Genomic DNA, 13,263 nt, shown 5'->3' with positions numbered 1-13,263 from the left:
TGGATGAACAGGATGTTCAGCCTGTGTGCGGTACTGATGGTGGCGCTGCCGGTAGCAGGTGCAGGCCTTGGGGCCGAGGGGGCAGGGTATGGCGGCGAGCCGCTGTCGTTGAGTTTCCAGGATGTCGAGGTGCGTTCGGTGCTCAAGGTGCTGGCCGACTTCACCGGGGTCAACCTGGTGGCCAGTGATGCAGTACAGGGCAAGGTGACCCTGCGTCTGCACGAGGTGCCCTGGGAACAGGCACTGGACCTGGTGCTGCGCAGCAAGGGCCTGGGTCGGCGTCAGGAGGGCAACGTGCTGCTGGTGGCGCCTTTGGCCGAACTGGCCGGGCACGATACCCAGGCCCGTGCGGCGCAGGCCTCGCCAACGCTGGTGCGCGAACTGCTCACGGTCAGCCATGCGCGGGCCGGGGACATCGTGCAGCTGTTCCAGGCCATGGTCGAGGACGACGACCCCGGCGCGATCACGGTCGACGAGCGCACCAACACCATCATTGCCAGCCAGCCGCCGGCACGCCTGGCCGACCTGCGGCGGCTGCTCGCGCAGCTCGATGTACCGGTTCGCCAGGTGATGATCGAGGCGCGCATCGTCGAGGCCAATGTCGATTACGAAAAAAGCCTGGGGGTGCGCTGGGGCGGGGCGGTGCAACTGGGCGGCGGCCTGCGCGCAGGCGGGTTGGCCGCCGACGGGCTGCCGTTCGTCGACCTGGGGGTGGAACGGGCCACCTCGGGTATCGGCCTGGGGTTGGTGCGCGACAGTGTGCTGCTCGACCTGGAGCTCAGCGCGATGGAAAAGACCGGCAATGGCGAAATCATCTCCCAGCCCAAGGTGGTCACCGCCGACAAGGAAACCGCGCGCATTCTCAAGGGTACCGAGGTGCCGTATCAGGAGTCGGGCGCCAACGGCACTACGTCCACCACCTTTCGCGAGGCCTCGCTGTCGCTGGAGGTGACCCCGCAGATCACGGCCGACAACCGGGTGATCATGACGGTCAAGGTCACCAAGGACGAGCCGGACTACCTCAATGCCCTCAACAGCGTGCCGCCGATCCGCAAGAACGAGGTGAATGCCAAGGTTCAGGTGGGGGATGGCGAGACCATCGTGATCGGCGGGGTGTATGCCACCGTGCAAAGTAATGTTGTCGACAAGGTGCCATTTTTCGGCGATGTGCCGTATGTTGGGCGGCTGTTTCGTCGCGCTGTCATCCAAGAGAAAAAATCCGAGCTGCTGGTCTTCCTGACTCCGCGTATCATGAGTGACCGGGCGATTGCTGTGAGTCGTTGATTCTGTGCGAAATTTGATACTTGTAGGGCCGATGGGTGCCGGTAAGAGCACCATCGGTCGCTTGCTGGCCAAAGAGCTGCGCCTGCCGTTCAAGGATTCCGACAAGGAAATTGAGCTGCGCACGGGCGCCAACATCCCGTGGATCTTCGACAAGGAAGGCGAGCCCGGCTTTCGTGATCGCGAGCAGGCGATGATCGCCGAGCTGTGCGAGGCCGACGGCGTGGTGCTGGCCACCGGCGGCGGCGCGGTGATGCGCGATGCCAACCGTGCGGCGCTGCATGCCGGGGGGCGCGTGATCTACCTGCACGCCTCGGTGGAGCAGCAGGTGGGGCGTACCGCCCGCGACCGCAACCGGCCGCTGCTGCGCACGGCCAACCCGGAGGCCACGCTGCGTGCCTTGCTCGAGTTGCGCGACCCGCTTTATCGGGAAATCGCCGACCTGGTGGTGGAAACCGACGAGCGGCCGCCGCGCATGGTGGTTCTGGATATTCTGGAGCGCTTGCAGAAGTTGCCGCCCCGTTAAGGCTTGACTATCCTCGGCGGCCAGTCATGCCCTGGCAGGGCACTTCGTTATTGCGCGGGTCGGGTCTTCGATGCCGCGCCTTTGTTCTTTGTGGGGACACATGCAGACACTTAAGGTCGAACTGGGCGAACGCAGCTACCCGATCTACATCGGCGAAGGCCTGCTGGATCAGCCTGAACTGCTGGCGCCGCACATTGCCGGCAAGCAGGTCGCCATCGTATCCAACGAGACTGTCGCGCCCCTTTACCTGCAACGCCTCACCCACAGCCTGGGGGCCTATTCGGTGCTGCCGGTGGTACTGCCCGACGGCGAGGCCTTCAAGAACTGGGAAACCCTGCAACTGATCTTCGACGCCCTGCTGACGGCACGCCACGACCGTCGCACCACCGTGATCGCCCTGGGCGGCGGGGTGATCGGCGACATGGCCGGCTTTGCCGCCGCCTGCTACCAGCGCGGCGTGGACTTCATCCAGGTGCCCACCACGCTGCTGTCCCAGGTGGACTCGTCGGTGGGCGGCAAGACCGGCATCAACCACCCGCTGGGCAAGAACATGGTCGGTGCCTTCTATCAGCCCAACGCGGTGCTGATCGATACCGCCAGCCTCAAGAGCCTGCCGCCGCGCGAGCTGTCGGCGGGCCTGGCCGAGGTGATCAAGTACGGCCTGATCTGCGACGAGCCGTTCCTGGGCTGGCTCGAAGACAATGTCGATGCGCTGCGTGCGCTCGACCAGGCTGCACTGACCCGCGCCATCCAGCGCTCCTGCGAGGCCAAGGCGGCCGTGGTGGGGGCTGACGAGCGCGAGTCGGGCGTGCGTGCCACGCTCAATCTCGGTCACACCTTTGGCCACGCCATCGAAACCCACATGGGCTATGGTGTGTGGCTGCACGGTGAAGCCGTGGCGGCTGGCACGGTAATGGCCCTGGAAATGTCCATGCGCCTGGGCTGGATCAGCCAGGCGCAGCGCGACCGCGGCATTCGCCTGTTCCAGCGCGCCGGCCTGCCGGTGGTGCCTCCGGCCGAAATGACCCCGGCCCACTTCATGGAACACATGGCGGTCGATAAAAAGGTGCTCGACGGTCGTCTGCGCCTGGTCCTGCTGCGCCATATGGGCGAAGCCGTGGTGACCGACGACTATCCGCAAGAGATTCTTCAGGCCACGCTGGCGGCGGATTACCGCGCAATCGTGGCCCAGCTTTGAGGTTGACGAGAGTTCGATGACTAGTTTGCATGCCGACGAGGCCTTTCTCGGCCATTACCAGTTGAACCATGACCCCTTCGCTGCGCGGGTGCCTGGCTTCAAGTTCTTCCCTGCCCAGCGCAAGCCGGTGCTGGGCCAGTTGCATCACCTGGCCCGCTACAGCCAGCTGCTGCTGGTGGTCACAGGCCCTCTGGGCAGCGGCAAGACCCTGCTGCGCCAGGCCCTTGTGGCCAGCACCAACAAGCAGTCGGTGCTCAGCGTGGTGGTTTCGGCGCGTGGCGCCGGCGATGCAGCCGGCCTGCTGGCCCAGGTAGCGCAGTCGCTGAATGTGGCCAAGGCGCAAGTCACCGAGATCCTCGCCCAGATCGTGCAGCTGGCGCTGACCGGTCAGGAAGTCTACTTGCTGGTGGACGATGCGGAACAACTTGGCGAGTCGGCACTCCAAGCCTTGCTGGAACTGGCGGCGGGCACACCGGAAGGTCGCCCGCACGTGTTCCTGTTCGGCGAGCCGTCACTGATCGCAGCCCTGGATGAACTCAATGCCGAGCAGGAGCGTTTCCACGTCATCGAGTTGCAGCCCTACACCGAGGACGAAACCCGGGAATACCTGGAGCAGCGTCTGGAAGGTGCCGGGCGCGGTATCGAGGTGTTCACCAGCGAGCAGATCGCCGAGATTCACGAAAACTCGGACGGCTGGCCTGGAGCAATCAACCAGGTGGCCCGCGATACCATGATCGAAGCCATGCTCGCCACCCGCTCGCCGGTGAAGCGACCATCAATGGGGTTCAATATGCCGAAGAAACACGTGCTGGCGTTGTCTGCCGTGGTAGTGGTTGCCGTGGCGGCAGCCGTGCTGATGCCCAAGAAGGGCGACCAGGCGCCGGCCACTGCGCCTGCCGAGCAGGCGCAACTGCCCCTGGGCCAGGGCAAGCCGGGCAATGCCCAGTCGAACAACGGTGGCCCGGCCATCGAGTTCGCCGGTTCTTCGCAGCCGATGCCGCTGCCACTGGTGGGCCAGTCCCAGCCGGTGATGCGCGGCCCGCTGGCCGAGGCGGCCGGCATGGGTGATGGCGAGGAATCCGGCCCGGCTGGCGACACTGCACTGCAACCGCCTACCGTTACCACCACTGCACCGCCCGCCGGTGTCACTGCAGGCCCGGCGCCTACGATGGCCCAGCCGGTTGTACCGGCGCAGCAGCCTGCCGCGCCAGTGGCCAGCAAGCCGGTTGCACCTGCCGCCAAGCCCGCCCCTGCACCCGTGCAGGTGGCCACGGCCAAGCCGGCACCCAAACCTGCAGAAAAACCCGCTGCCAAGCCCGCTGCGGGCGGTAGCTGGTACAGCGGACAGGCGCCAGGCAACTACGTGGTGCAGATCCTGGGCACCAGTTCCGAGGCATCGGCCCAGGCGTTCGTCAAGGCCGAGGGTGGCGACTATCGCTACTTCAAGAAAACCCTGCAGGGCAAACCCCTGTACGTGATCACCTACGGCAACTTCTCCAGTCGCGATGCAGCCGTCGCTGCAATCAAAACCTTGCCAGCCAAGGTCCAGGCTGGTAAACCTTGGCCTCGTACCGTTGCCAGCGTCCAACAAGAACTGGCTGCGACCCGCTGATACATGGTCGGGTGGCACTACCCCCGCCACCTGCTGAGCGACTCCTGAACCCCGGTCTAGCCTGCTGCGTAACACGCGGCAGGCTTTTCTGTCCCAGACTGCCGGCCACAAGCCCCTGTTGCAGTCCAGGCTGAAACGCTTCAGACTCAAGCAATTCCGTTACCACGGATTCTTGTATAAAAACATTCAAAAATGCGACATGGATTTTCACTGATGCGTCAGTAAATTTGTGGGCTTCACTGTCGCTGTGCAACAATGGCATCCGTATTGCCCCCGCAAAGCTGACGTTCGTTCGGCGTGGATGGTAAGTGGTTGTATTAAAAAGAGATTTGCCTTGGTGAGAGGCGAACCTGGTGAGAAAGTGTCTATGAAAACAGGTCTGTACCATCCCGAAGAATTCAAGGATAACTGTGGTTTCGGCCTGATCGCCCATATGACGGGCGAACCCAGCCACCACCTTTTGCAAACGGCTATCCAGGCCCTGACCTGCATGACCCACCGTGGTGGGATCAACGCCGACGGCAAGACCGGCGACGGCTGCGGGCTGCTGATGCAGAAGCCCGATCGGTTCCTGCGGGCCGTGGCCCTGGAACAGTTCGGCAGCGAGCTGCCCCGCCAGTACGCGGTCGGCATGGTGTTCTTCAACCAGGACACCGCCAAGGCCGAAGCCGCACGCGACAACATGAACCGCGAGATCCTCGCTGCCGGCCTGAGCCTGGTGGGCTGGCGCAAGGTGCCGATCGACACCAGCGTGCTCGGTCGCCTGGCGCTGGAGCGCCTGCCGCAGATCGAGCAGGTGTTCGTCGGTGGCGAAGGCCTGAGCGATCAGGAATTCGCGATCAAGCTGTTCAGTGCCCGGCGTCGCTCGTCGGTGGCCAACGCCGCCGATGTCGAACACTACATCTGCAGCTTTTCGCACAAGACCATCATCTACAAAGGCCTGATGATGCCGGCGGACCTCACCGCCTTCTATCCGGACCTGAGCGACGAGCGCCTGCAGACCGCGATCTGCGTGTTCCACCAGCGCTTCTCCACCAATACCCTGCCCAAATGGCCGCTGGCCCAGCCATTCCGCTTCCTCGCCCACAACGGCGAGATCAACACCATCACCGGCAACCGCAACTGGGCCCAGGCGCGGCGTACCAAGTTCGCCAACGACCTGATCCCGGATCTGGAAGAGCTCGGCCCGCTGGTCAACCGCGTGGGCTCCGACTCCTCGTCGATGGACAACATGCTCGAGCTGATGGTCACCGGTGGCATCGACCTGTTCCGTGGCGTGCGCATGCTGGTACCGCCGGCCTGGCAGAACGTCGAGACCATGGACCCCGACCTGCGCGCGTTCTATGAATACAACTCCATGCACATGGAAGCCTGGGACGGCCCGGCGGGCATCGTGCTCACCGAAGGCCGCCATGCCGTGTGCCTGCTCGACCGCAACGGCCTGCGCCCGGCGCGCTGGGTCACCACCAAGAACGGCTATATCACCCTGGCGTCGGAAATCGGCGTGTGGGACTACAAGCCCGAAGACGTCATCGCCAAGGGCCGCGTGGGCCCGGGGCAGATCTTCGCGGTCGACACCGAGACCGGCCAGATCCTCGACACCGATGCGATCGACAACCGCCTCAAGTCGCGCCACCCGTACAAGCGCTGGTTGCGCCAGAATGCCCTGCGCATCCAGGCCGACCTGAGCGACGACCAGGGTGTGGCCAGCTACGACGGCGACCAGCTCAAGCAGTACATGAAGATGTTCCAGGTCACCTTCGAGGAGCGTGACCAGGTGCTGCGCCCGTTGGGTGAGCAGGGTCAGGAAGCCGTGGGCTCGATGGGCGACGACACGCCGATGGCGATCCTGTCGCAACGCGTTCGTTCCACCTACGACTACTTCCGCCAGCAGTTCGCGCAGGTCACCAACCCGCCGATCGACCCGCTGCGCGAAGCCATCGTGATGTCGCTGGAGATCTGCCTGGGTGCCGAGCGCAACATCTTCCAGGAATCCCCCGAGCACGCCTCGCGGGTGATTCTCAGCTCGCCGGTGATTTCGCCGGCCAAGTGGCGCTCGCTGATGAACCTCGACCGCCCGGGCTTCGAACGCCAGGTGATCGACCTCAACTACGAGGAAAGCATCGGCCTGGAAGCAGCCTTGCGCAACATCACCGAACAGGCCGAAGAAGCCGTGCGCAGCGGCAAGACCCAGCTGGTACTGAGCGACCGTCATATCGCACCCGGCAAGCTGCCGGTGCATGCGTCGCTGGCCGTGGGCGCCGTGCACCATCGCCTGACCGAACTGGGCCTGCGCTGCGACAGCAACATCCTGGTCGAGACCGCCACCGCCCGCGATCCACACCACTACGCGGTGCTGATCGGGTTCGGCGCCTCGGCGGTGTACCCGTATCTTGCCTACGAAGTGCTGGCCGACCTGATCCGCACCGGCGAAGTGCTCGGTGACCTGGACGAAGTGTTCAAGTACTACCGCAAGGGCATCTCCAAGGGGCTGCTCAAGATCCTCTCCAAGATGGGCATCTCGACCATCGGTTCCTACCGGGGCGCGCAGCTGTTCGAAGCCGTGGGCCTGTCCGAGGAAGTGGTCAACCTCAGCTTCCGTGGCGTGGCCAGCCGCCTCAAGGGCGCGCGCTTCGTCGACATCGAGAACGAGCAGAAGCTGCTGGCCGCCGAAGCCTGGAGCCCGCGCAAGCCGATCCAGCAGGGCGGCCTGCTCAAGTTCGTGCACGGTGGCGAATACCACGCCTACAACCCGGACGTGGTCAATACCCTGCAAGCCGCCGTGCAGCAGGGCGACTACGCCAAGTTCAAGGAATACACCGCACTGGTCGACAAGCGTCCGGTGTCGATGATCCGCGACCTGCTCAAGGTGAAAACCCTGGAGCAGCCGCTGGACCTGAGCGAAGTCGAGCCGCTGGAGGCCATCCTCAAGCGCTTCGATTCGGCGGGTATTTCCCTGGGCGCGCTGTCGCCTGAGGCCCACGAAGCCCTGGCCGAGGCGATGAACCGCCTGGGCGCGCGCTCCAACTCCGGCGAGGGCGGCGAAGACCCGGCCCGCTACGGCACCATCCGCAGTTCCAAGATCAAGCAGGTGGCCACCGGCCGCTTCGGCGTCACTCCCGAATACCTGGTCAACGCCGAAGTGCTGCAGATCAAGGTGGCCCAGGGCGCCAAGCCGGGCGAGGGCGGCCAGCTGCCGGGCGGCAAGGTCAACGGCCTGATCGCCAGGCTGCGCTATGCGGTGCCGGGCGTGACCCTGATCTCGCCACCGCCGCACCATGACATCTACTCGATCGAAGACCTCTCGCAGCTGATCTTCGACCTGAAGCAGGTCAACCCGCAGGCGCTGGTCTCGGTCAAGCTGGTGGCCGAAGCCGGGGTAGGCACCATCGCCGCCGGCGTGGCCAAGGCCTATGCCGACCTGATCACCATCTCCGGCTACGACGGTGGTACCGGCGCCTCGCCGCTGACCTCCATCAAGTACGCCGGTGCACCGTGGGAACTGGGCCTGGCCGAAACCCACCAGACCCTGCGCGGCAACGACCTGCGCGGCAAGGTGCGGGTACAGACCGATGGCGGCCTGAAAACCGGCCTGGACGTGGTCAAGGCCGCGATCCTCGGCGCCGAAAGCTTCGGCTTCGGCACCGCACCGATGATCGCCCTGGGCTGCAAGTACCTGCGCATCTGCCACCTGAACAACTGCGCCACCGGCGTGGCCACGCAGAATGAAAAACTGCGCAAGGACCACTACATCGGCACCGTCGACATGGTGGTCAACTTCTTCACCTACGTGGCCGAGGAAACCCGTGAATGGCTGGCCAGGCTGGGCGTGCGCAGCCTGGGCGAGCTGATCGGGCGTACCGACCTGCTGGAAATGCTCCCCGGTGAAACCGAGAAGCAGAAGCACCTGGACCTCAGCCCGTTGCTGGGCAGCCCGCACGTTCCGGCCGACAAGCCGCAGTTCTGCGAAGTGGACCGCAACCCGCCGTTCGACAAGGGCGTGCTGGCCGAGAAGATGGTGCAGATGGCCCTGCCGGCGATCCGTGACCTGGCCGGCGGCGAATTCGAGCTGGATATCTGCAACTGCGACCGCTCCATCGGCGCGCGGATCTCCGGTGAAATTGCCCGCCTGCACGGCAACCAGGGCATGGCCAAGGCGCCGCTGACCTTCCGCTTCAAGGGCACTGCCGGGCAGAGCTTCGGGGTGTGGAACGCCGGTGGCCTGAACATGTACCTCGAAGGTGATGCCAACGACTATGTCGGCAAGGGCATGACCGGCGGCAAACTGGTGATCGTGCCGCCAGCGGGCAGCCCGTTCGAAACCCAGCACAGCGCCATCGTCGGCAACACCTGTCTGTACGGCGCCACGGGCGGCAAGCTGTTCGCCGCCGGTACCGCGGGTGAGCGCTTCGCGGTGCGCAACTCCGGTGCCCACGCCATCGTCGAGGGCACGGGCGATCACTGCTGTGAATACATGACCGGGGGCTTTGTCTGCGTATTGGGCAAGACCGGTTACAACTTCGGTTCCGGGATGACCGGTGGTTTTGCCTACGTGCTCGACCAGGACAACAGCTTCGTCGACAAGGTCAACCACGAACTGGTGGAGATCCAGCGTATCAGCGGCGAGGCGATGGAGGCTTATCGCAGCCACCTGCAGCGCGTGCTGGGTGAATACGTCGAAGAAACCAACAGCGAATGGGGTCGTGAGCTCTGGGAAAACCTGGATGACTACGTGCGTCGCTTCTGGCTGGTCAAGCCGAAGGCGGCCAACCTGAAGAACCTGCTGTCCAGCACCCGTGCCAACCCGCAGTGATATGCGCCTGAAGAGTTTGATGAGGTTTTGAACATGGCTGAACGTCTGAGTAATGACTTCCAGTTCATCGAGGTCGGGCGCAAGGATCCGAAGAAGAAACTGTTGCGTCAACGCAAGAAAGAGTTCGTGGAAATCTACGAGCCCTTCAAACCCCAGCAGTCGGCCGAACAGGCCCACCGCTGCCTGGGCTGTGGCAACCCGTACTGCGAATGGAAGTGCCCGGTGCACAACTTCATTCCCAACTGGCTCAAGCTGGTGTCGGAGGGCAACATCCTCGCCGCCGCGGAGCTGTCGCACCAGACCAACACCCTGCCCGAAGTGTGCGGCCGGGTGTGCCCGCAGGACCGTCTGTGCGAGGGTGCCTGTACCCTCAACGACGGCTTCGGCGCGGTGACCATCGGCTCGGTGGAGAAGTACATCACCGACACCGCCTTCGCCATGGGCTGGCGCCCGGACATGTCCAAGGTGGTGCCCACCGGCAAGCGCGTCGCGGTGATCGGTGCCGGCCCGGCGGGCCTGGGTTGTGCCGACGTGCTGGTGCGCGGCGGGGTAACCCCGGTGGTGTTCGACAAGAACCCCGAGATCGGCGGCCTGCTGACCTTTGGCATCCCCGAGTTCAAGCTGGAAAAGACCGTGCTCAGCAACCGCCGCGAAGTCTTCACCGGCATGGGCATCGAGTTCCGCCTGAACACCGAGGTGGGCAAGGACGTCACCATGGACCAGTTGCTCGAGGAGTTCGATGCGGTGTTCATGGGCATGGGCACCTACACCTACATGAAGGGTGGCTTCCCTGGCGAAGACCTGCCGGGTGTGCACGACGCGCTGGATTTTCTGATCGCCAACGTCAACCGCAACCTGGGCTTTGAAAAGTCCCCGCAAGACTTCGTCGACATGAAGGACAAGAAGGTCGTGGTGCTGGGCGGCGGCGACACCGCGATGGACTGCAACCGTACCTCCATCCGCCAGGGCGCCAAGGCCGTGACCTGTGCCTACCGGCGTGACGAAGCGAACATGCCCGGCTCGCGCAAGGAGGTGAAGAACGCCAAGGAGGAGGGCGTGAAGTTCCTCTACAACCGCCAGCCGATCGCGATCGTGGGGGAAGACAAGGTCGAGGGCGTGAAGGTGGTCGAGACCCGTCTCGGCGAGCCGGATGCCCGTGGCCGTCGCAGCCCGGAGCCGATCCCGGGTTCCGAAGAGATCATCCCGGCGGACGCTGTGGTCATCGCCTTCGGTTTCCGCCCCAGCCCTGCGCCGTGGTTCGAGCAGTTCAGCATCCAGACCGACAGCCAGGGCCGTGTGGTGGCGCCGGAGCAGAACCGCTTCAAGCACCAGACCAGCAACCCCAAGGTGTTTGCCGGTGGCGACATGGTGCGCGGTTCGGACCTGGTGGTGACGGCTATCTTCGAGGGGCGCAATGCCGCCGAGGGGATTCTGGACTACCTGGAGGTCTGATCGGGCCTCTTCGCCAGCAAGGCTGGCTCCTACCAAACCTGTAGGAGCCGGCCTTGCCGGCGAAGCTTTTAACTAAATCTATTGACCTACCACAGGTCGATAGACAAAAGGCACGGTTCATACCGTGCCTTTTACGTTGGTGTCTGAGAAAATGCCCCCACTTTTTTTCCGGATGCCGACATGACTGCCTTGAAGAACGATCGTTTTCTGCGCGCCCTGCTCAAGCAACCCGTAGACGTCACCCCGGTGTGGATGATGCGCCAGGCCGGCCGCTACCTGCCGGAGTACCGCGCCAGCCGCGCCAAGGCCGGTGACTTCATGAGCCTGTGCATGAACCCGCAGTTCGCCTGCGAGGTCACGATGCAGCCGCTGGACCGCTACCCGCTGGACGCCGCGATCCTGTTCTCGGACATCCTGACCATCCCTGACGCCATGGGCCAGGGCCTGTATTTCGAAACCGGCGAAGGCCCGCGCTTCAAGAAAGTCATCAGCACCCTGGCCGACATCGAGGCGCTGCCGATCCCCGACCCGCAAAAGGACCTGGGCTACGTGATGGATGCGGTCAGCACCATCCGCCGCGAGCTCAACGGCCGTGTGCCGCTGATCGGCTTCTCCGGCAGCCCGTGGACCCTGGCCACCTACATGGTCGAAGGCGGCTCGTCCAAGGACTTTCGCAAGACCAAGGCCATGCTCTATGACAACCCACAGGCCATGCACCTGCTGCTCGACAAGCTCGCCCAGTCGGTGGTCAGCTACCTCAACGGGCAGATCCTGGCCGGCGCACAGGCCGTGCAGATCTTCGACACCTGGGGTGGCAACCTGTCGGCGGCGGCGTACCAGGAGTTCTCCCTGGCCTACATGCGCAAGATCGTCAGCGGCCTGATCCGCGAGCACGAAGGGCGCAAGGTGCCGGTGATCCTGTTCACCAAGAACGGCGGCCTGTGGCTGGAAAGCATTGCTGATGCCGGCGCCGACGCGCTGGGCCTGGACTGGACCTGCGACATCGGTGAGGCGCGCCAGCGCGTGGGCAGCAAGGTGGCCCTGCAGGGCAACATGGACCCGACCGTGCTCTACGCCAAGCCCGAGGCCATCCGCGCCGAAGTCGGGCGTATCCTGGCCAGCTATGGCCACGGTACCGGCCACGTGTTCAACCTGGGCCATGGCATCACCCCGGAAGTCGATCCGGAACATGCCGGTGCCTTCATCCACGCCGTGCACGAACTGTCTGCGCAGTACCACCAGTAACGGGCAACTGCCTGGCGGGTGCCGCGTATCGCGGCCCCGCCACTGACTTTTCACGCTCCCCCGCCGATCCGTCCTACGGCCCGTCCAAGCCCCCTCCCTTACCATTCCGACCTCGATGCACAGCCGTGCCATTCAAGGAAGGAACCCGTGCCCAAGGATACCCGCGCAGTACAGCATCCCCTGCTGGCGGCAACCTGCCAACGGCTTGCCGAGTACGTTGACAACCAGCAACTGACGCGTCAGGGCATCCGCCTGGCGTTGCTGTATCCGGCGATCCTGATGTGCGCCGTGCTGGCCATCATCGCGTTCCTGCTGGGTGTCGTGATCCCTGATGTCGTGCAGATATTCGCCCATCACCAGCAGGCGTTGCCGGCCACGATCCGCGTTTCGATGGCGCTGAACGAGAGCGGGCAGCGCTTCGCGCTGCCGTTTGCCGGTGTGCTGGTCCCCGCCGGCGTGTTCGCACGGCTCGCGTTGCATGCACTGCGGCGTCGCCTGAGGTGGCACGGTTTGCTGTCGGGCGTAAGGGTTGAACGAGCCCTGGGCCTGTTTGAGCCATTGATGCTGGCGATGACGGGCGGTGTGATGCTGTTCATCGGGCTGGCCATCCTTATGCCGATTCTGAGCCTCACCGCGTTGCTGGCCTGATCGGGTTTCCCACCATCGCGCATTAAGCTTCAGTTCAGGCGTGGGGATTAACCTGAGCGCATCCCCACTTGAAACGGAATGCCCACCATGAAAACTCGTTACCTGGCTCTGCTGCTTGCCCCGCTGTTCACCACTGGCGCGATGGCCGCCGGCTACACCGGCCCTGGCGCCCAGCCGGTCACCACGGTCGCGGCAGCCAACGACGCCGCCGACGACACTCCGGTGGTACTGCAGGGCTTTGTGGTCAAGAAGCTCAACAACGACGACAAGTACGAATTCAAGGATGCCAGCGGCACCATCACCGTCGAGATCGACAACGAAGACTTGCCGGCGGTGGCCTTCAACGACAAGACCAAGGTCAAGCTGACCGGTGAGGTCGAGAAGAACCTGATGTCCCGCGAGATCGATGTCGACCTGGTCGAAATCATCAACTGAACAGCTTCGCCGGCAAGGCCGGCTCCTGGTAGGAGCCGGCCTTGCCGGCGAGG

General features: G+C 64.2%; 9 protein-coding genes. All 9 read left to right on the top strand.

Annotated features, from left to right (window positions below; all coding sequences use genetic code 11):
- Positions 1-12 precede the first annotated feature (12 nt).
- On the top strand, positions 13-1,284 hold the full coding sequence (locus NP552_RS14095; protein WP_443201038.1) for a type IV pilus secretin PilQ: 1,272 nt from the start codon (positions 13-15) through the stop codon (positions 1,282-1,284).
- Positions 1,285-1,288: 4 nt separating this feature from the next.
- Complete coding sequence (gene aroK / locus NP552_RS14090; protein ID WP_043859939.1) at positions 1,289-1,807, top strand: shikimate kinase AroK; 519 nt, start codon at positions 1,289-1,291, stop codon at positions 1,805-1,807.
- 100 nt (positions 1,808-1,907) lie between these two features.
- Positions 1,908-3,005, top strand: a complete 1,098-nt coding sequence (aroB, locus tag NP552_RS14085) for a 3-dehydroquinate synthase (RefSeq protein ID WP_043859938.1) — start codon at positions 1,908-1,910, stop codon at positions 3,003-3,005.
- A gap of 16 nt (positions 3,006-3,021) precedes the next feature.
- Positions 3,022-4,617: an AAA family ATPase gene (locus NP552_RS14080; RefSeq protein WP_043859937.1), complete on the top strand. Its 1,596-nt coding sequence runs from the start codon at positions 3,022-3,024 to the stop codon at positions 4,615-4,617.
- Positions 4,618-4,984: 367 nt separating this feature from the next.
- Positions 4,985-9,430 carry a glutamate synthase large subunit gene (gene gltB, locus NP552_RS14075; RefSeq protein WP_274096841.1) on the top strand — a complete coding sequence of 1,482 codons (4,446 nt, stop codon included), beginning with the start codon at positions 4,985-4,987 and terminating at the stop codon, positions 9,428-9,430.
- Between the two features lie 33 nt (positions 9,431-9,463).
- Positions 9,464-10,882: an FAD-dependent oxidoreductase gene (locus tag NP552_RS14070; protein ID WP_043859935.1), complete on the top strand. Its 1,419-nt coding sequence runs from the start codon at positions 9,464-9,466 to the stop codon at positions 10,880-10,882.
- Positions 10,883-11,062: 180 nt separating this feature from the next.
- On the top strand, positions 11,063-12,127 hold the full coding sequence (gene hemE / locus NP552_RS14065; RefSeq protein ID WP_043859934.1) for a uroporphyrinogen decarboxylase: 1,065 nt from the start codon (positions 11,063-11,065) through the stop codon (positions 12,125-12,127).
- Between the two features lie 147 nt (positions 12,128-12,274).
- Positions 12,275-12,775 carry a type II secretion system F family protein gene (locus tag NP552_RS14060; protein ID WP_274096840.1) on the top strand — a complete coding sequence of 167 codons (501 nt, stop codon included), beginning with the start codon at positions 12,275-12,277 and terminating at the stop codon, positions 12,773-12,775.
- Between the two features lie 87 nt (positions 12,776-12,862).
- Positions 12,863-13,210 carry a YgiW/YdeI family stress tolerance OB fold protein gene (locus NP552_RS14055; RefSeq protein ID WP_043859932.1) on the top strand — a complete coding sequence of 116 codons (348 nt, stop codon included), beginning with the start codon at positions 12,863-12,865 and terminating at the stop codon, positions 13,208-13,210.
- The last annotated feature ends 53 nt before the right edge of the window (positions 13,211-13,263 follow it).

Origin of the sequence: Pseudomonas sp. 8209 (genome assembly GCF_028682105.1) — a bacterium.
GTDB lineage: Bacteria > Pseudomonadota > Gammaproteobacteria > Pseudomonadales > Pseudomonadaceae > Aquipseudomonas > Aquipseudomonas palmensis.
Note: the sequence above shows the minus strand (reverse complement) of the source record. Positions and strands in the feature narration are given on the sequence as shown.

Coding starts and splice junctions, on each gene's coding strand:
- NP552_RS14095 (WP_443201038.1), top strand. CDS start 13: ATGTTCAGCCTGTGTGCGGTACTGATGGTGGCGCTGCCGGTAGCAGGT.
- aroB (WP_043859938.1), top strand. CDS start 1,908: ATGCAGACACTTAAGGTCGAACTGGGCGAACGCAGCTACCCGATCTAC.
- NP552_RS14080 (WP_043859937.1), top strand. CDS start 3,022: ATGACTAGTTTGCATGCCGACGAGGCCTTTCTCGGCCATTACCAGTTG.
- gltB (WP_274096841.1), top strand. CDS start 4,985: ATGAAAACAGGTCTGTACCATCCCGAAGAATTCAAGGATAACTGTGGT.
- NP552_RS14070 (WP_043859935.1), top strand. CDS start 9,464: ATGGCTGAACGTCTGAGTAATGACTTCCAGTTCATCGAGGTCGGGCGC.
- hemE (WP_043859934.1), top strand. CDS start 11,063: ATGACTGCCTTGAAGAACGATCGTTTTCTGCGCGCCCTGCTCAAGCAA.
- NP552_RS14055 (WP_043859932.1), top strand. CDS start 12,863: ATGAAAACTCGTTACCTGGCTCTGCTGCTTGCCCCGCTGTTCACCACT.